This is a genomic window from Rhodobacter sp. NSM, from assembly GCF_052244495.1.
Lineage (GTDB): Bacteria > Pseudomonadota > Alphaproteobacteria > Rhodobacterales > Rhodobacteraceae > Cereibacter_A.
Genome location: NZ_JBQPXH010000001.1, coordinates 412890 through 431320, shown reverse-complemented (window position 1 = coordinate 431320; position 18431 = coordinate 412890). Strand labels below are relative to the sequence as shown.

At 67.2% G+C, this 18431-nt stretch carries 17 protein-coding genes; 8 read left to right on the top strand and 9 right to left on the bottom strand.

The features are described from left to right. Positions 1-4: 4 nt before the first annotated feature. Positions 5-427: a cupin domain-containing protein gene (locus tag ACTVZP_RS02020; RefSeq protein ID WP_443210408.1), complete on the top strand. Its 423-nt coding sequence runs from the start codon at positions 5-7 to the stop codon at positions 425-427. Positions 428-431: 4 nt separating this feature from the next. Here the strand turns inward: ACTVZP_RS02020 and ACTVZP_RS02015 are convergent, their stop codons facing one another. Beyond that, positions 432-1547 (bottom strand): anhydro-N-acetylmuramic acid kinase, encoded by a 1116-nt coding sequence (locus ACTVZP_RS02015; RefSeq protein WP_443210407.1) that lies wholly within the window; start codon positions 1545-1547, stop codon positions 432-434. Between the two features lie 75 nt (positions 1548-1622). Between ACTVZP_RS02015 and tyrS the strand changes: the two genes are divergently transcribed. Then, positions 1623-2873, top strand: a complete 1251-nt coding sequence (gene tyrS / locus ACTVZP_RS02010) for a tyrosine--tRNA ligase (protein WP_443210406.1) — start codon at positions 1623-1625, stop codon at positions 2871-2873. 306 nt (positions 2874-3179) lie between these two features. Here the strand turns inward: tyrS and ACTVZP_RS02005 are convergent, their stop codons facing one another. Further along, the gene (locus ACTVZP_RS02005; protein WP_443210405.1) at positions 3180-3773 is read right to left on the bottom strand and encodes a peptidylprolyl isomerase; all 594 of its coding nucleotides are present in this window, start codon (positions 3771-3773) and stop codon (positions 3180-3182) included. Beyond that, positions 3763-4272: a peptidylprolyl isomerase gene (locus ACTVZP_RS02000; protein WP_443210404.1), complete on the bottom strand. Its 510-nt coding sequence runs from the start codon at positions 4270-4272 to the stop codon at positions 3763-3765. The genes ACTVZP_RS02005 and ACTVZP_RS02000 overlap by 11 nt, the downstream gene beginning before the upstream one ends. A 148-nt stretch (positions 4273-4420) precedes the next feature. Here ACTVZP_RS02000 and ACTVZP_RS01995 point away from each other — a divergent pair, with 148 nt between their 5' ends. From ACTVZP_RS01995 to ACTVZP_RS01970, 6 genes are all read left to right on the top strand, one after another. Then, a complete protein-coding gene (locus ACTVZP_RS01995; RefSeq protein WP_443210403.1) occupies positions 4421-5614 on the top strand; it encodes a phosphoglycerate kinase in 1194 nt (397 codons plus the stop codon). A 101-nt stretch (positions 5615-5715) separates the two neighbouring features. Then, positions 5716-6645 (top strand): class I fructose-bisphosphate aldolase, encoded by a 930-nt coding sequence (locus ACTVZP_RS01990; RefSeq protein WP_443210402.1) that lies wholly within the window; start codon positions 5716-5718, stop codon positions 6643-6645. 212 nt (positions 6646-6857) lie between these two features. Continuing rightward, complete coding sequence (locus ACTVZP_RS01985; protein ID WP_443210401.1) at positions 6858-7160, top strand: FtsB family cell division protein; 303 nt, start codon at positions 6858-6860, stop codon at positions 7158-7160. Positions 7161-7479: 319 nt separating this feature from the next. After that, a complete protein-coding gene (gene pdhA / locus ACTVZP_RS01980; RefSeq protein ID WP_443210400.1) occupies positions 7480-8469 on the top strand; it encodes a pyruvate dehydrogenase (acetyl-transferring) E1 component subunit alpha in 990 nt (329 codons plus the stop codon). A gap of 12 nt (positions 8470-8481) precedes the next feature. Beyond that, entirely contained in the window at positions 8482-9873 is a 1392-nt protein-coding gene (locus ACTVZP_RS01975; protein ID WP_443210399.1) for a pyruvate dehydrogenase complex E1 component subunit beta, read from the top strand. 10 nt (positions 9874-9883) lie between these two features. Beyond that, positions 9884-11194, top strand: a complete 1311-nt coding sequence (locus tag ACTVZP_RS01970) for a pyruvate dehydrogenase complex dihydrolipoamide acetyltransferase (RefSeq protein WP_443210398.1) — start codon at positions 9884-9886, stop codon at positions 11192-11194. A 117-nt stretch (positions 11195-11311) separates the two neighbouring features. On the opposite strand, the gene cysE is transcribed toward ACTVZP_RS01970, so the two are convergent. Genes cysE through ACTVZP_RS01940 form a run of 6 tightly spaced genes read right to left on the bottom strand, consistent with a single transcriptional unit; the run spans position 11312 to position 18431 of the window. Further along, positions 11312-12118 (bottom strand): serine O-acetyltransferase, encoded by an 807-nt coding sequence (gene cysE, locus ACTVZP_RS01965; protein WP_443210397.1) that lies wholly within the window; start codon positions 12116-12118, stop codon positions 11312-11314. A 40-nt stretch (positions 12119-12158) separates the two neighbouring features. Continuing rightward, the gene (locus tag ACTVZP_RS01960) at positions 12159-12572 is read right to left on the bottom strand and encodes a DUF7742 family protein (RefSeq protein WP_443210396.1); all 414 of its coding nucleotides are present in this window, start codon (positions 12570-12572) and stop codon (positions 12159-12161) included. Positions 12573-12575: 3 nt separating this feature from the next. Continuing rightward, a complete protein-coding gene (locus ACTVZP_RS01955; RefSeq protein ID WP_443210395.1) occupies positions 12576-16478 on the bottom strand; it encodes a baseplate multidomain protein megatron in 3903 nt (1300 codons plus the stop codon). Further along, positions 16478-16918 (bottom strand): peptidase, encoded by a 441-nt coding sequence (locus ACTVZP_RS01950; RefSeq protein WP_443210394.1) that lies wholly within the window; start codon positions 16916-16918, stop codon positions 16478-16480. Before ACTVZP_RS01950 ends, ACTVZP_RS01955 begins: the two co-directional genes overlap by 1 nt. Further along, positions 16915-17799 (bottom strand): DUF2163 domain-containing protein, encoded by an 885-nt coding sequence (locus ACTVZP_RS01945; protein WP_443210393.1) that lies wholly within the window; start codon positions 17797-17799, stop codon positions 16915-16917. The genes ACTVZP_RS01950 and ACTVZP_RS01945 overlap by 4 nt, the downstream gene beginning before the upstream one ends. Next, positions 17799-18431, bottom strand: a complete 633-nt coding sequence (locus ACTVZP_RS01940) for a phage distal tail protein, Rcc01695 family (protein WP_443210392.1) — start codon at positions 18429-18431, stop codon at positions 17799-17801. The genes ACTVZP_RS01945 and ACTVZP_RS01940 overlap by 1 nt, the downstream gene beginning before the upstream one ends.

Sequence of the window (18431 nt, the reverse complement as noted above, 5' to 3'; positions counted from 1 at the left end):
ACCCATGGAGGTTGACGAGATCATCGAACGCCTGGCGCTCGAGCGGCACCCGGAGGGTGGCTGGTATCGCGAAACCTGGAGGGCCGGCAATGCGGGGCGCCCGACAGGGACGGCGATCCTCTTCCTCCTCGCTGCCGGCGAACACTCGCACTGGCACCGGATCGACGCGACAGAGATCTGGCATTTCCACGCCGGAGCCCCCCTCGTGCTGTCCATGTCCGAGCACGCACAGGGTCCGGCCCGGGACCTGCTCCTCGGGCCAGGCGTGCTGGCGGGCGAAGCGCAGCAGGGCATCGTGCCGCCCTTCCACTGGCAGGCGGCGCGCAGCACCGGCGCCTTCAGCCTTGTCGGCTGCACGGTCTCGCCCGGCTTCCTTTTCGACGGATTCGAACTTGCCCCCGAGGGCTTCGACATTCCGCGGGCCTGAGCCGTCAGGGCTGGAGCGCCAGTTCGTCCGGCCGGCTGATCCGGCCTCCGCCGATGCAACTGGGCACGCCGGTGGTGGAGGGCCCCGACGTCGGCAGTCCCCGCGCCACGCGGACCGCGAGGAAGGCGAAGGCCTGCGCCTCGAGCATGTCCCCGTCGAGGCCGACCTGCTCGACCGGCACCGCCTCGATGCCCATGCGCGCCTCGATCATGGCCATCAGCACCGGGTTGCGCCGCCCTCCCCCGGTGACGAGAAGCCGCCGGACGGGCGTCGGGAAGTGGCTCGCGCCCTGCGCCACGGCCGCGGCCGCCGCCGCGGTCAGCGTTGCCGCCGCATCGGCATCGGCCAGTCCGGCCACGGCGTCCAGAAGACCGGCGAAGGCATCCCGGTCGAGCGACTTCGGCGGGATCCGCGCGAAGTAGGCATGTTCGAGGAACCGCGTCACGATAGCCTCCTCGACCCGCCCGCGGGCGGCAAGACCGCCGCCCTCGTCGTGACTGCGCCCGAAGCGGGCCTGCATCAGGTCATTGACCGGCGCATTTGCCGGTCCGGTGTCGAAGGCAAGGCAGGCACCCGGAGCCTCCGGACCGCCGTGGCGCGGATCGACCCAGGTGAGGTTGCCCACGCCGCCGAGGTTCAGGAAGGCCACCGGCTGATCGGCGCCGATGCGGCGGGCGCAGGCGAAATGGTAGAAGGGCGCAAGCGGCGCGCCCTGCCCTCCCGCGCGCACATCCGCCGACCGGAAGTCCCAGACCACCGGAAGCCGCAGCGCCCGCGCCAGCCGATCGCCCGACCCCGCCTGATGCGTTCCGCGGCCGCCCGGCTCGTGCGCCAGCGTCTGCCCGTGGAAGCCTACCAGCTCGGCGCCGCGGAACCGTGCCAGAAGCTCCGCATGGGCCGCCTCGACCGCCTCCGTGGCCTGCGCCACGGCCTCCTCCTCCGGCCAGCGTCCGAGCGCCGCCCGCAGGGTTGCGCGCTCGGCATCGCTGTAGGGCCTGTAGGCGCTTTCCCCGAACTCGAGGATGCGTTCGCCATCGGTCAGGATCATCGCCGCATCCACACCATCGAGCGAGGTTCCCGACATCGTGCCGAGAGCCCAGACCGCACCGCCCTTCAACATGGCTTTTCCTCCATGACCGCCACGGATATACCCCGCCATCATAGCTGTGACGACCGCCCAAGGCACGAGGGACCGATGACCTACCATCCCAAATCCGATTTCCTGCGCGTGATGCAGGAGCGCGGCTACCTCGCCGACTGCACCGACATGCAGTCGCTCGACGAGGCGCTGATCAAGGGAGTCGTGCCCGCCTACATCGGCTATGACGCGACGGCGGCCTCTCTGCATGTGGGGCACCTTCTGAACATCATGATGCTGCGCTGGCTGCAGAAGACCGGCCACAAGCCGATCACGCTGATGGGCGGGGGCACGACGAAGGTGGGCGACCCCTCCTTCCGCTCCGAGGAGCGTCCGCTCCTCACGCCCGAGAAGATCGACGAGAATATCGAAGGCATGCGGAAGGTCTTCGCGCGCTACCTCTCCTACGGCGAGGGCGCATCCGATGCGTTGATGCTCAACAACGCCGAATGGCTCGACCACCTGAACTATCTCGATTTCCTGCGCGACATCGGGCGGCATTTCTCGGTCAACCGCATGCTCTCGTTCGAGAGCGTGAAGAGCCGGCTCGACCGCGAGCAGTCGCTGTCGTTCCTCGAGTTCAATTACATGATCCTGCAGGCCTACGACTTCCTCGAGCTGTTCCGCCGCTACGGCTGCCGGCTGCAGATGGGCGGCTCGGACCAGTGGGGCAACATCGTCAACGGGATCGACCTGACGCGCCGCGTGCTGGAGGGCGAGATCTTCGGGCTGACCTCGCCGCTGCTCACGACCTCGGACGGGCGCAAGATGGGCAAGTCCGCGGGCGGCGCGGTCTGGCTCAACGGCGAAATGCTGGCGCCCTACGACTTCTGGCAATTCTGGCGCAACACGACGGACGCGGATGTGGGGCGGTTCCTGAAGCTCTACACCGACCTGCCCGTCGAGGAGTGCGACCGGCTGGGCGCGCTGCAGGGCTCGGAGATCAACGCGGCCAAGATCCTGCTGGCCAACGAGGTGACGACGCTCCTCCACGGCCGTGACGCCGCCGAGGCGGCCGAGGCCACCGCCCGAGCGGTCTTCGAGGAGGGCGGCGTGGGCGGGGCGCTCGAGGTGGTGGACCTGCCGGCTGCCACGCTGGGCGAGGGCCTCTCGGTCACGCATTTCCTCGTGGCTGCGGGCCTCGTCGCCTCGGGCAAGGAAGCCAAGCGCCTCGTGGCCGAGAACGGGCTGCGCTTCAACAACGAGCCCGTGAGCGATGCCAACGCCGCCGTGACCGCCGCCACCGTGGGCGAGGAGCTGAAGGTCTCGATCGGCAAGAAGAAGCACAAGCTCGTCCGCCTGTCCTGATCCGGTGCGCCCGGGACACCGGGCGCGCTTCGCCGGATCGTGGCTCCGGCGTGGCGCTCCACCTCGTCGTGACGCCACCCTGCCTGATGGTGCCACGGCCGTCCATTACGCCAGGTACGGCATCGGCGCGCCTGCCGTGCGCCAGGGACGGCCCCGCCTGCCATCAGGCGTCCCGCGCGGATCGACGGATCGTTCCCGTGCGGTGGACCGCGCAGGAAGGAGGACGCCTTCCGGTGCCGCTTTCACTCTTGTCCAAGTATCCTCGGGGGGCGCGGGGGGCAGACAGCCCCCCGCTCCGACGGTGGCTCACTCGGCCACCGTCACCTTTTCCATGACATCGGGTTGCCGCGGAGGTTCGCCACGGGCGATCCGGTCCACCACATCCATGCCCTGCACGACATGCCCCACCACCGTGTACTGGCCGTTCAGGAAGTCGCCCGGCGCAAACATGATGAAGAACTGCGAGTTGGCCGAATCCGGATCCTGCGACCGCGCCATGCCCACCGTGCCCCGCGCGAAGGGGACGTCCGAGAACTCGGCCGGAAGGTCGGGATAGCTCGACCCGCCCATGCCGGCGCGGCGCAGCGAGTCTCCCTTGCCGAACTCGACGTCGCCCGTCTGCGCCATGAAGCCCTCGATGACGCGATGGAAGACCACCCCGTCATAGGCGCCCTCCCTGGCCAGCGTCACCATGCGCTCGACGTGCTCGGGCGCCACATCGGGCAGGAGGTCGATGACCACCTCGCCCTGCGCCTCGCCCGAGACCTCGATCACGAGGTTCGGCCCCGGCCCGTCCTCGGCATCCTGCGCGAAGACCGCGGACTGCGACAGGCCGTAGCCGCCGACGACCGCAAGGCCCAGCGACATCAGCCCCGCGAAGAGGACCTTGTCAGAGGACATCGGCCGCCACCCGCACGGTCAGCATCTTGTCCGGGTTCGCCGGCGGCTCGCCCCGCACGATCTTGTCGACATGCTCCATGCCCTGGATCACGCGGCCGTAGACCGTGTACTGCCCGTTCAGGAAGTCGTTGTCGCGGAAGTTGATGAAGAACTGCGAATTGGCCGAATTCGGGTTCTGCGACCGCGCCGCGCCGATCGTGCCGCGCGCATGCGGCAGCTTCGAGAATTCCGCCGGCAGGTCCGGCATGTCCGACCCGCCCGTCCCGGCGCGGCGGATGTTGAAGCCGTCTTCCGTGTTTCCGTTCGCGACATCGCCGGTCTGCGCCATGAAGCCTTCGATCACGCGGTGGAAGACCACGTTGTCATAGGCCTTGGCACGGGCCAGCGCCTTCATCCGCTCGGCGTGCTTCGGGGCGACGTCCGGGAGAAGCTCGATCACCACCTCGCCGTCCTTCAGCGTCATGATGATGGTGTTCTCGGGATCCTTGATCTCGGCCATGGGGCCCTCCTCTTGCAATCCGCGCCAACCTAAGGGCGGCGCGCGGTCAGGAAAAGGTCTGAATTCGCACCCCTGCGGCCGAACGCCGGTTGACGGACGCCCGGCGATGGGCTTGGAAGCGGGAAACTTCGCCACAGGAGGAACCGGGATGGGCTGGAAGACACTCGACGACATGGATCTTGCGGGCAAGGTCGTGCTGGTGCGCGTGGACGTGAACGTGCCGATGGAGAACGGCGAGGTCACCGACGCCACCCGGATCGAGAAGATCGTGCCCACCGTCGAGGACATCCTGAAGAACGGTGGCAAGCCCGTGCTGCTCGCCCACTTCGGCCGTCCGAAGGGCAAGGTCGTCGAGGAGATGAGCCTGCGTCTCGTGCTGCCGGCGCTGCAGAAGGCGCTGCCCGGCACCAAGGTGAGCTTTGCTGCCGACTGCGTGGGCGAGGAGGCCGAAAAGGCCGTGGCCGCCATGCTCGAGGGAGAGGTCCTGCTGCTCGAGAACACCCGTTTCCACGCCGGCGAGGAGAAGAACGACCCCGAACTGGCGGCAGCGATGGCGAAGCTGGGCGACGTCTACGTGAACGACGCCTTCTCGGCCGCGCACCGCGCCCATGCCTCGACGGAAGGCATCGCGCGCCTCCTGCCCTCGGCAGCGGGGCGGCTCATGGCAGCCGAACTCAAGGCCCTCGACGCGGCGCTCGGCAATCCCGAGCGCCCCGTGGTCGCGGTCGTGGGCGGCGCCAAGGTCTCGACCAAGCTCGACCTTCTGGGCAACCTCGTCGGCAAGGTCGATCATCTGGTGATCGGCGGCGGCATGGCCAACACCTTCCTCGTCGCCCAAGGGGTGGAGGTCGGCAAGTCGCTCGCCGAACGTGACATGGCCGACACGGCGCGCGAGATCCTCGCCAAGGCGAAGGCCGCGGGCTGCACGATCCACCTGCCGCTCGACGTGGTGGTGGCGCGCGAGTTCAAGGCGGGCGCGGCGAACGAGACGGTGGAAGCCGCCGCCTGCCCCGCGGATGCCATGATCCTCGACGCCGGCCCGAAGACCGTCGCCGCGCTGTCGGAGGTCTTCGCGCAGGCGAAGACGCTGATCTGGAACGGCCCCCTCGGCGCCTTCGAGATCGAGCCCTTCGACGCCGCGACCAATGCAGCGGCGCTGCAGGTGGCGCAGCTCACGACGGCGGGCCAGCTCACGTCGGTTGCGGGCGGCGGCGATACGGTGGCGGCGCTCAACAAGGCGGGTGCGGCCGAGGGCTTCTCCTACATCTCGACGGCGGGCGGGGCCTTCCTCGAGTGGATGGAGGGCAAGGAGCTGCCCGGCGTCGCCGCCTTGAACGCCTGAGGCGGCTTTCCGCGCCGCAGCGCGCCGTTAGCGCCAACAAGATTGCTAAGCGCATTTCGCCGGTCTAAGTCCCTTGCGACCCAATCGAAAGGACCAGCGGAATGCGCGCTAGCAGAGCAGTTCAGAAGATCCTCGCCAACTATGAGGGCGAAACGCCCGGCGTGAAGGCCAACCTGTGCCGGATGCTGATGGAGGGGAAGCTGGGCGGCACGGGCAAGATGATCATCCTGCCGGTCGACCAGGGCTTCGAGCACGGCCCGGCCCGCACCTTCGCGCCGAACCCCGCCGGCTACGACCCGCACTACCACTACCAGCTCGCGATCGACGCGGGGCTCAATGCCTATGCTGCACCGCTCGGCATGCTCGAGGCGGGCGCTGACACCTTTGCGGGCCAGATCCCGACGATCCTGAAGGTGAACTCGGCCAACTCGCTGATGAGCGACACCGCGGGCAAGAACCAGGCGGTCACGGCGTCGGTCGACGATGCGCTGCGGCTCGGCTGCGCGGCGATCGGCTTCACGATCTATCCGGGCTCGGACGCACAGCTCGACATGTATGAAGAGATCGTGGCCATGCGGAAGGAAGCGGCCGCGAAGGGCGTCGCCACGGTGATCTGGTCCTATCCGCGCGGCGAGGCGATCACGAAGGACGGCGAGACCGCGATCGACGTGGCCGCCTATGCGGCGCAGATTGCGGCGCTGATCGGTGCGCATGTCATCAAGATCAAGCTCTCGACCGACCACCTGATGCTGGGCGAGGCCAAGAAGGTCTACGAGGCGCAGGGCATCGACATCGCGACCCAGGCCGCGCGCGTGAAGCACTGCATGGATTCGGCCTTCGCAGGTCGCCGGATCGTGGTCTTCTCGGGCGGCGCGAAGAAGGGCGAGGATTCCGTCTACGACGACGCCCGCGCAATCCGCGACGGCGGCGGCAACGGCTCGATCATCGGCCGCAACAGCTTCCAGCGGAGCCGCGAGGATGCGCTGGCGATGCTGGGCAAGCTCGTCGACATCTACAAGGGCCGCGCCTGAGGCCCCTCGGGCCCTCCTCCACCGGAGGGCCCGCCCCCAAATGGCCGCCGCGCTTGCCTGTCCGCGCGGCATCCGGCACGTTCCGGCCTGCGCCGCCGAACCACCACCGACGGATTGGCGTCACTCGCTTTTCGGTTCCCAATCCGGTCGCCCTCTGGCATTATGCCGGCCACCGCCTCCACGAAACGAGGGGCGTGACCCAGAGGCAGAGCATGAGCATCCCGACGTCCCGCCCCGCCATAGGCGCCACCCTTTACTTTGCGCTGGCCTTTTCTCTGTCGGCCTATTTCACCTTCGCCGCCGTTCAGGGCGACTATGGCGTGTTCCGGCAGGTGCAGATCCAGGCGGAATCCGAGGCGCTGGCAGCCGAGCGAGACCACATCGCGGCAGAGCTGGCCGAGATGCACAACAAGACACAGCGGCTGTCGGATACCTATCTCGACCTCGATCTGCTGGACGAGCAGGCGCGTTCGGTTCTGGGGTACGTCCGCGCGGACGAGATCGTCATCCGCTGAGCAGCCTTCGGCGACCGGGGCGTAGCGCTCATCGTGGCAGCGCATGCGGTCTGACGATCTGATGCCGCTCCCCCAAGGCAACTCCAGGCCGGATACTCACCGGTCTTGGCACAGGCACTTGCGCGCTTTCTTCTCGACACACTCCGGGTTCCGGATCGCCCCGCCCGCCACCTTCCGCGGCAGCGGCGCGCGATGACGGCCCCGGAGGGGCCCGAAGAGCGCGCCACCGCCGGCGCGCTTTTTCGCTCTCGCACCCGCGCGATGGATGCGCTAAAGGTAGTTTAGCCTTGAACTACTTGTCGCGACGGGAGGCGCCGCCATGGCCACCAGGAAATCGCCGGAACAATCCAACGCATCGAAGGAAGAGTTGCTCCGCTACTACCGCGAGATGCTGCTGATCCGCCGCTTCGAGGAGAAGGCCGGCCAGCTCTACGGCATGGGCCTCATCGGCGGCTTCTGCCACCTCTACATCGGGCAGGAGGCCTGCGTCGTCGGCCTCGAGGCCGCGGCGAAGGAGGGGGACAAGCGCGTCACCTCCTACCGCGACCACGGTCACATGCTCGCCTGTGGCATGGACCCCAAGGGCGTGATGGCCGAGCTCACCGGCCGCGATGGCGGCTATTCGAAGGGCAAGGGCGGCTCGATGCACATGTTCTCGAAAGAGAAGCATTTTTACGGCGGTCACGGGATCGTCGGCGCGCAGGTGCCGCTCGGCGCGGGCCTCGCCTTCGCCGACCGCTACCGGGGCACGGACAATGTGACCTTCGCCTATTTCGGCGACGGCGCCGCCAACCAGGGCCAGGTGTATGAGACCTACAACATGGCCAAGCTCTGGAGCCTTCCGGTCATCTTCGTGATCGAGAACAACCAGTATGCCATGGGCACGAGCGTCAAGCGCTCGACCAAGTCACCCTCGCTCTGGGAGCGGGGGGCGGCCTATGGCATCAAGGGCGAGGCGGTGGACGGCATGGACGTGCTCGCCGTCAAGGCCGCGGGCGAGAAGGCGGTTGCGGCCTGTCGCGCGGGCGAAGGGCCCTATATCCTCGAGATGATGACCTACCGCTACCGAGGCCACTCCATGTCCGACCCTGCGAAATACCGCACGCGCGAGGAGGTGCAGCGGATGCGCGACGAGAAGGACGCGATCGAGCATGTCCGTGACCTGCTGATGCAGGGCAACCTCGCCTCGGACGAGGATCTCAAGGCGATCGACAAGGAGATCAAGGCCGTGGTGAACGAGGCCGCCGACTTTGCCAAGGAGAGCCCCGAGCCCGCGCTCGAGGAACTCTGGACCGACATCTACGCCTGAGGAGAACGACGCATGGCAACCCAGGTTCTGATGCCCGCCCTGTCCCCGACCATGGAGGAAGGGACGCTCGCCAAGTGGCTCGTGAAGGAAGGCGACGCGGTCAAGTCCGGCCAGATCATCGCCGAGATCGAGACCGACAAGGCGACGATGGAATTCGAAGCGGTGGACGAAGGCACGGTCGGCAAGATCCTGATCGCCGAGGGCACCGCGGGCGTGAAGGTGAACACGCCCATCGCCGTCCTCGTCGAGGAAGGCGAAAGCGCCGAGGACGTCAAGGCACCGGTCGCGACCCAGAAGGAGAAGCAGCCCGAGCCCGCCGAGTCCACGGAAGGCAAGGCCGCGGACGAGCCGCTCGTCTCCTCGCCCGGGGCCTCGGTGCCCGGCAAGCGCGACCGCTCGCCCGACTGGCCCGAAGGCACGCAGATGAAGACCATGACGGTGCGCGAGGCGCTCCGCGAGGCAATGGCCGAGGAGATGCGCCGGGACGGCGAGGTCTTCCTGATGGGCGAGGAGGTCGGCGAGTATCAGGGCGCCTACAAGATCAGCCAGGGGCTGCTCGACGAATTCGGCGCCAAGCGCGTGGTGGACACGCCGATCACCGAGCACGGATTTGCCGGTCTGGCGGTGGGCGCCGCCTTCGCGGGCCTGCGGCCCATCGTCGAGTTCATGACCTTCAACTTCGCGATGCAGGCGATCGACCAGATCATCAACTCGGCGGCCAAGACGCTCTACATGTCGGGCGGCCAGATGGGTTGCCCGATCGTGTTCCGCGGCCCAAACGGCGCCGCCGCGCGCGTGGGCGCCCAGCACAGCCAGGATTATGCCGCCTGGTATGCGCAGATTCCCGGCCTCAAGGTCGTGATGCCCTATTCGGCCGCGGATGCGAAGGGTCTCCTTAAGACCGCGATCCGGGACCCGAACCCGGTCATCTTCCTCGAGAACGAGATCCTCTACGGCCGGTCCTTCGAGGTGCCGGTGATGGACGATTTCGCGATCCCCTTCGGCAAGGCCCGGATCTGGCGCGAGGGGACGGACGTCACCATTGTCTCCTTCGGCATCGGCATGACCTATGCGCTGGAGGCGGCGGACAAGCTGGCTCAGGAAGGCATCTCGGCCGAGGTGATCGACCTGCGCACGCTGCGCCCCATCGACTACGAGACGGTGATCGACTCGGTGAAGAAGACCAACCGCTGCATCACCGTCGAGGAGGGCTGGCCGGTCGGCTCCATCGGCAACCATCTCGCCGCCACGATCATGCAGCAGGCCTTCGACTGGCTCGATGCGCCGGTGCTGAACCTGGCCGGCAAGGACGTGCCGATGCCCTATGCGGCGAACCTCGAGAAGCACGCGCTGATCACCACGGCCGAAGTGGTCGAGGCCGCGAAATCCGTCTGCTACCGCTGAGGAGAAGCCCATGGCAACCGAGATCCTGATGCCCGCGCTGTCTCCGACGATGGAAGAGGGGACGCTCGCGAAATGGCTGAAGAAGGAAGGGGATGAGGTCCGCTCGGGCGACATCATCGCCGAGATCGAGACCGACAAGGCCACAATGGAGTTCGAGGCCGTCGACGAGGGCATCCTCGGCAAGATCCTGATCGCCGAGGGCACTGCGGGCGTGAAGGTCAACACGCCCATCGCCGTGCTGGTGGAAGAGGGCGAAAGCGCCGACACGGTCTCGGCCGAGAAGGTGCCGGCGCCCGAGAAGCCCGCCGACGCCGCGGCGCCCGCACAGGAAGCGCCCAAGGCCGCCCCTGCCCCGGCCGCGGCGGCAACTCAGGCCTCGGACGGCAGCCGCATCTTCGCCTCGCCGCTCGCCCGTCGCATTGCAAAGGACAAGGGTCTCGACCTCTCATCGCTCAAGGGATCGGGGCCGCATGGCCGGATCGTGAAGGCCGATGTGGAGGGCGCCACGCCTGCCTCCGCGCCAGCGGCCGAGGCCGCAGCGCCGCGGGCCGAGGCCCCGGCCTCCGCTGCCGCGCCGATCACGCCGCCCGCCGCCTCTGCGGCTTCGGTGGCGAAGATCTTCGCGGATCGGGACTATGAGGAGGTCACCCTCGACGGCATGCGCAAGACCATCGCCGCGCGGCTGACCGAGGCCAAGCAGACCATCCCGCACTTCTACCTCCGCCGCGAGGTGGCGCTGGATGCGCTGATGGCCTTCCGGGCAGAGTTGAACGCCAAGCTCGAGGGGCGGGGCGTGAAGCTCTCGGTCAACGACTTCATCATCAAGGCCTGTGCGGTGGCGCTGCAGCAGGTGCCGAACGCGAATGCCGTCTGGGCCGGAGACCGCATCCTGCGGCTGAAGCCGTCGGATGTGGCGGTGGCCGTCGCCATCGAAGGCGGTCTCTTCACCCCGGTGCTGCGCGACGCACACGCCAAGACGCTCTCTGCACTTTCGGCCGAGATGAAGGACCTTGCAGCCCGCGCCCGGTCAAAGAAGCTTGCCCCGCACGAGTATCAGGGCGGCAGCTTCGCGATCTCGAACCTCGGGATGTTCGGGGTCGAGAACTTCGATGCGGTGATCAACCCGCCGCACGGCTCGATCCTCGCGGTGGGCGCCGGCATTCGGAAGCCCGTAGTCGGCAAGGATGGCGCGATCGGCACGGCCACGATGATGTCGATGACGCTGTCCGTCGATCACCGCGTGATCGACGGCGCGCTGGGGGCCGAGTTCCTGAAGGCCATCGTGGAAAACCTCGAGAACCCGATCGCCATGCTGGCGTGACCGTCCGGCGCACTGCGATCCTGCCTCGTGCAGGATCCCGTCGCGCCGACCGAGTGGCAAAAAGGAAAAGGGCCGATCCGTCAGGATCGGCCCTCGGGCATCGTATTCGCCGGATGCTCAGTTGCCGACGAGCAGGTGGTCCATCGTCACGGCGGGTTGCGCACAACCGGCCTCGCCCACGACACGGGCCGGAACTCCGGCCACCGTGGTGCAGGGCGGCACGTCCTGCAGCACCACCGAGCCCGCCGCGATCCGGCTGCAATGGCCCACATGGATATTGCCCAGCACCTTTGCGCCTGCCCCGATCAGCACGCCGTTGCCGATCTTCGGATGGCGGTCGCCATCCTCCTTGCCGGTGCCGCCGAGGGTGACCGAATGGAGCATGGAGACGTTGTCGCCCACGACTGCGGTTTCGCCGATCACGATGGAATGCGCGTGGTCGATCATCACTCCGCGCCCGACGCGCGCCGCCGGATGGATGTCGACGCCGAAGGACTCGGACACCCTCATCTGGACGAAATAGGCGAGATCCTGGCGCCCGTTGGTCCAGAGCCAGTGACCCACGCGGTAGGCCTGCACGGCCTGATAACCCTTGAAGAACAGGATCGGCTGGATGAAGCGGTGGCACGCGGGATCGCGCTCGTAGACTGCGACCATGTCGGCCCGCGCCATCTGCCCGAGCTCGGGATCCGAGGCATAGGCCTCGTCCGCAATCTCGCGCAGGATCTGCTCGCTCATCTCGCCCGAGGCCAGCTTCAGCGAGAAGCGGTAGGCAAGCGCGCGTTCCATGGACGGATGATGCAGGAGGCTGGAATGGACGAGCCCGCCCAGCAGAGGCTCGGCAAGAATGGCGGCATGGCCTTCTTCGACAATACGTTGCCAGACCGGGTCCACGGTCGTGACACGGGGTCTTGCCTCAGCCATCGCAGCGTCCTTTCCTCGTCCTGGCGAGAGTAACACATAGTCATTCCCTCCGACAGGGAAAGTGCCCGGCAGGCAGCGCTCCGCGAAAAGATGAAGCCTGCCGTTTCGGTGGGCACCTGACGGCCGCTTCGGCAGCCGTCGACGGGTCGACCTTCATCCGACGCACCCTCCCGCGTCGGATGCGCTCCGCGATGACGCCTGCGGCGAGGGCGAGCGAGTCGAGATACTCGGGATCGGGCCCCACACCCTCCGCGACATGCGGAAGGCCCGACAGGGCGGAGGTGAGGCACCCGTTGCCCCAGGCGGCATGCGGATGCCCGAGCCGCCGCGACACCTTGTGTGCCAGATGCGCCCGCTCGATCAGCCCGGCAAGACGCGCCGGCCGAATGTCGGGCGGCATCGGCGCCAGCCAGCCCGCGACCGCAAGCAGGTCCGCCAGAAGCACCCGCCGCATGGGTCAGGCACTTGCCATGATGCTGCGGAATGGCCCCGGCCCGAAACTGTCCGAAACCTGCGCCACACCGACGGTGAACGAGCCCGAGATCCCATCGGCTGCCTGCGCCGCCGCCGTATAGGTCCAGAAAGGCTGCGTCACCTCCACCCTCCTGCACGTGCGGCCCTGCGACAGGACGCGGACGAGATACAGCTCCGCCCCTTCCCCAAGCGGCACCTCGCGCCCTTCCCAGCTATCGCCGTCCGTCCGCGTTCGCCGGATCCATCTGAAAGTGATGTCGCCGGCATCGCGTTCGGAAGTCAGATGCACCGGAGCATAGGGCCTCATGCCGACGCCGCCAAAGGCCTCGACCCGATGGATGACGTCGGTATCGTCATATCCCCTTGTAGCAACCCCAGTGCGGTAGTGGCGAGGCAGGTTGCGGTCGGCCAGCGGCATCTGAAGCTGGACAAGTGCCTTGTTGATCATCACGACGGTACTGCCTGCCGGCCAGACGCCCGGCATCACCCCGTCCGTCCCGGCCCGACCGCGCAGCCTGCGGGACAACTCCCAGGTGCGGGGCGCGACCAGACGGGCTTCAGCGAACTGGAAGAGTTCCCACCCATCCGCCGAGCCATCGCCGATGGCCATGACGTTCGCGCCGTTGAGCACCTCGAGCTCGGAGGCCGACGCCAGAGGCGGCCCCTGCAGCTTCACACGCAATGCCTCGCCCAGATCCCAACGGCCGGCAGGCGCCGCCCGCATCGCCGTCTGCGTCACACCGACGGTCGCCGCGGCTGTCACGAGACGGTTCAGCCGGTATCCGGCATCCTGCGTCGAACTCCAGACGGCGACCCGCCCCGGCCAGGGCATTGCCGCAACCGCCACATACGGTTCATGCGCGACTTCATCGCCAGCCATCATCGGCAAATCGAGGAAGATCGGTTGGACCGGGACGACGGATGTCGAGACACGCCTCGCCGGCGGGCGTTCCTCTGCCATGTCCGCCGGCTGATAGATGCCGGCCTCGACCCGCACCGCCTCGGCAAGCTGCCCTTCCGCCTGCTCGAGCCGGTCGATCCGGTATCGCCTTCCGTCGAGTTCCAGCACGTCACCCGCCCCCAACCTGAGCAGGGAGCGTGGCAAGGCCAGCCGAAGGCTGTCGCGCGCCACGCGCGATTCTGCCAACCACCGTTCGACGGTCCCCCTCGCTTCGGCCGATGTGAGCACGAGTGGCACTTCCGACTGCGAGACTGCGAAGGTTGCCTCGTCCGGAAAGGCAGCCTCGACCTGTCGCGCCTCGTAGTCGCCCTCTGCTTCCAGAAAGCCCAGTCGCACTCGGCCGGCTGTCTCGACTTCGGCTGCGCGCACCAGTTCGACCGCTCCCTCGAGTTCGTCCGACTGAACGAGATCCTCGACCGCCAGGACAGCGGTCGCACGTCCCTCGCGCATGCGGAAGATCAATGTGCCGTCGCGCTCCAGCGCCTCGAAGCCGTAAGCCAGCATCAGGGGTTGCAGGGCGGCGCGGGCGGTATCCACCTCGGCGAGCCCATAGCCCCGAACGACGCCATGAAGACCCGAGACGTCGATCGCCGTCACCCCGGAACGCTCGCAGATTTCGGACACGACCGACGCGAGCGGCTGCGACGTCGCGCGACCGTTCAGCCAGTGGCCATGCGCATAGTTGTCGCCGTCGCTCCAGACCTCCAACAGCGCCGGAAAGGCTGGAAACGGCCGTGCGTCCCAGGCCCACACATGAGCCCGGCTCAAGTCCACCATCCGTCCGCCGTAGCTCGTCGACAGAGGGTTGTTGCTCTCCTCCGCCCAGTACTCGGCCATCGCACGGATGTAGTTCATCGCGATAGCGTCGTCGCGACGCCCGGTGGACCCCCTCGGCAGCGATGACTCGGAGCTCTTCGGATCAAGGAAGAGGTTCGGCTGGTTCGTCCCGAGATCGAGCGCCGGACAGCCGTATTCCGTGAACCATATGGGCTTGGAACGCGGCACCCAGGCCGTCGGCTGCTGCTGCCGCACGCCGGCGATCCTGTCATGGTGCGGAAGCGACCACCAGTTCTTCAGGTCCTTGCAGCGGAAGATCCAGGACTCGTCGAAGGCTCCATCGGCTATCGGCAGCCGATCCTGCGCCAGTGCACCTGCCTCGTCGGCATAGTACCAGTCGTAGCCTTCTCCGCCGGCCACATTTGACTTCAGATAGTCGAGGTTGTGGATCGAGCCCCACGAGGCGTCCGCGTGAGCCTCGCCCACCCGCCAGTCCGACAGCGGCATGTAGTTGTCGATTCCAATGAAGTCGATGTTGTCGTCTGCCCAGAGCGGGTCCAGATGGAAGTAGATGTTCCCGTCCATGTGGTATCCGAACCATTCCGACCAGTCCGCCGCATAGCCGATCTTCACCCCGCTGCCGAGGATGCTCCGCACGTCCGCCGCGAGCCTCCGCAGCTCCGCGACCGCCGGAAAGCTGTCGCCCGCGCCGCGGATCTGCGTGACGCCACGCATTTCCGAGCCGATGCAGAAGGCATCCACCCCGCCTGCCAACTTGCAAAGCCAGGCTGCGTGCAGAATGAAGCGCCGGTAGCGCCATTCGTCCGGACCGTCATATTCGACGCGTCCTTCATCCAACCGGAAGTCTCCGGGCTCCGCACTTCCGAAGAAGGCGGCCACTTCTTCCCTGGCCGCCGCCGTTCGGTCGGGACTTGCGGGTTGACCGGGCGCCTCGGACAGCGTGATCCGACCACGCCACGGCAGGACCGGCTGGCTGGACCCTCCTGTCCAGGGATCCGCCAGCGCATTGCCGGGCAGCTGGTCCATCAGGATGAATGGATAATAGAGGACCGAGCGATCCGCCGCTTTCAGCGCCTGTATGGCCTCGATGACCGAACCATCCGCAGGCGTTCCTCCATAGACCGGCCGATCGTCGATCCTGCCGACGAGTTCCGCCTCTGCCCTGCCGATTCCGCCTGCCCGCCAGGCCATCTTCGAGGCATCGAACTCGCGCTGCTCGACCTTGGGGCGGATCTCGCAATCCCCACATCTCAGGTCGCTGCCGAACCACGACACGACCAGCGAGACCGAGCGGCAGTCCGGCAACTCTCCCGTCAGCTGATCGAGCGAGGTGAGGAAATCGCTCTGCCCCGAGCCCGAATGGACGTTCGCGGTCTCGCCCTCGCCCGGTCCATAGCTGTAGCCGAGCCTGCTGGTCGCCAGCGCATATTCGCCCGAGCCGGGGATCATCGCCACCCCCTTCACCGCCTGCTGCAGGTTCGTTACGCGTTCGGCGAGCGTTCCCTGCGCGGCACGCATGACCTCGAACGAGAATTGCGGAACCCTGTTGCCGTAGGCCTCCAGTTGCAGGTCCTCGATCACCACATAGGCGATCCCTCGATAGGCCGGAGCGCGGCCCGCACCTTCGACCGCTTCGATCTTCGGATCGGCAAGCTGGTCCTCGGTCCCGCGGTATAGCCGCAGGTTGAGGGACCCGGGCGCAATTTCGGCCCCGTCGGCCCATATCCGCCCGATGCGGAGGATCTCGCCTTCGCAAAGCGCGATGGCGAGGCTCACGGAATAGGAATAGCTGATCACCGTGCTCCTGGGACCGCCACCCTTGCCGCCGCTGCTGCTCTCCGACTGGCTCTCAAGGAAGCGCGACGACCAGATCACCTGCCCCGCGATCCGGTTGCGCCCGAAGATCTGGGCTACCGCCGCGCCCTCGCCTGCTCCCATCAGCCGGAAGCGCTCCACGCGGCCGGTGCGCACGGTCTGCGATCCGGTCCCCATCAGACGCTGATCGATCAGCTGGCCCAGCGTCGCTCCAACCGCCCTGCCGATCACCGCACCGGTCAAGCCAAGAACCGTGCCACCAAAACCCGCACCGACTGCCGATCCGGCGGCCGCCAGCAGAAGCGTTGCCATCAATCCGTCCTTTCCGGAAATGCGTAGCGAGCCGCGAGCCGACAGGCCCAGGGCTGTGACAGCGGGCTTTCCACGACGCCGTGCCCGCAATAGGCGTGAACGAAACCGGCGTCCGGGCCGGTCCTGACCAGAATGCCGAGATGCTTTGCTACGGCATCGGCCCGCATCCGGAAGAGGAGGACGTCCCCCTCCGCCTCGGAAGCGAGCGGCTTGCGGCAGAGCCAGCGGTCGCAGGCCTCCATCAGCCGCTCCTCACCCGACGGTTCGGACCAGTCCGGCGTATAGGCCGGAGGATCGGCCGGCTCCGGCCCGAGCAGAGCACGCCAAACGCCCCGAAGCAGCCCCAGGCAATCCGCCCCCGCACCTCGGGTCGAGGCCTGATGCACATAGGGTGTGCCGATCCAGGCCCGAGCCTCGGCAACGACGTCTGCCCCTCTCATCCCCGGAGGCTCCCGCCGTCATTCACCTTTGCGGAAGACGGATATGCGCTCAGCCAATCCTCGCCCGGAAGGTGAGGAAAGCCTCGGAAGTTACTGATATTTCCGAATTTCAGCCGGCAGGTTTCGGCGCGTCGATCGCATCCGGCCTCGATCCGCACCCGATCCCCGACCGATATGGGCGCACCAAGCGACTCCCACAGCTCGATCCTGCGGATGCCTCCAGCCCGTCGGTCATGTTTCACGACCCTGATCAGTCCCGCAGCCGAACCGGTCAGCACCACAAACCGCCCGAGATCGAACCATCGATCGGGATAGGAGCCGGAGGTTGCAAACTGGAAATGCTGCCGTTCCTCCACGGCCACCACGGACTGTTCCATCGAGAACGCCGCGGCGGTCAGGTCGCACCGGCATCGCGCATCGCCGAGCACGGCCTGACATTCCCGCTGGTAAACCCGTCCCTGGGGCTGGTTCAGCGCCTCGGTCAGCCCGCGCAACTCCGCTCGAAAGCGGCCGCCTGCATGCGTGATCTCGCCCAGCGAGCCGCGGAACTGCAGCAGTCTCTCGGTCACGTCGTCCCAGTTGACGAGCCAAGCCAGCACCTCCGCGCCGTCGAAACGTCCGGCCAACAGATCGGCCTCCGTGACGGATGCATGAGACAGGGCACCCACCGTCTCGGCATTGTCGACCGAAAGCCCGGTGGTCTGGTGCAGCGCCGACGATGTAAGGCCCGTTTCGGCGCAGAAGAGAATGCCACCGAAGCTCAGGTCCCTGTCGTGATCCGTGAACCCGAACCGCTGCCCGTCACGCCGCGTCACGGCCCAGCAACGGCAGACCGTCGTGGCTCTGCTGTCAAGATGTGCATGAAGCTCTGCCGCGCCCATCAGATCCGAACCTCCATCACCGGTACACTCGGAACCTCGCCCGCCTGGAAAGAAGCCATCGAGATCTGGATGCGGTCTGTGTCGAACCTGACCGGAACATCGAATTCGTATCCGGCGGTCACCGGCGCACCGGCCGCCGGGGCTGACGCCAGAGTCACAAGTCCCGTCGTCGCATCGACCGAAAAACCCTCGTGCAGTCCGAGCGCCACGCCCCCGACCGCGACCGCGACCGAGCCGACGACCGGCTTCGTCACGGGCCGGACATAGCGCTCGGCACCGGACCGGTAGGTCTTGGTCAAGGTGAACTGCCGCTGGCTGCCGTCCCCCGTCCCGATCAACTGGTCCCGTGCCTCCGGCTCCCCTCCGGCCGAGCACGACCGGAAGTCGGCCCAATCCTTCCAGCGAAAGCCGTAGAGTTGGCCGCGCCGCGCCTCGAAGAAAGCAAGCAACGCCTCCACATCGTCGAGCGAACGAAGCGCGACGCCCGCATCGTAGCGGCGCCGGGAATGTGCCCAGAGGCTGTTTCTCTCCTCGAACCCGTTGACAAGCGTGACGATCTCGGTTCGCCGCTCGGGCCCACCAACAGAGCCGAAGCTGAGGTTGGTCGGAAACCGCACTTCGTGAAAACCCAT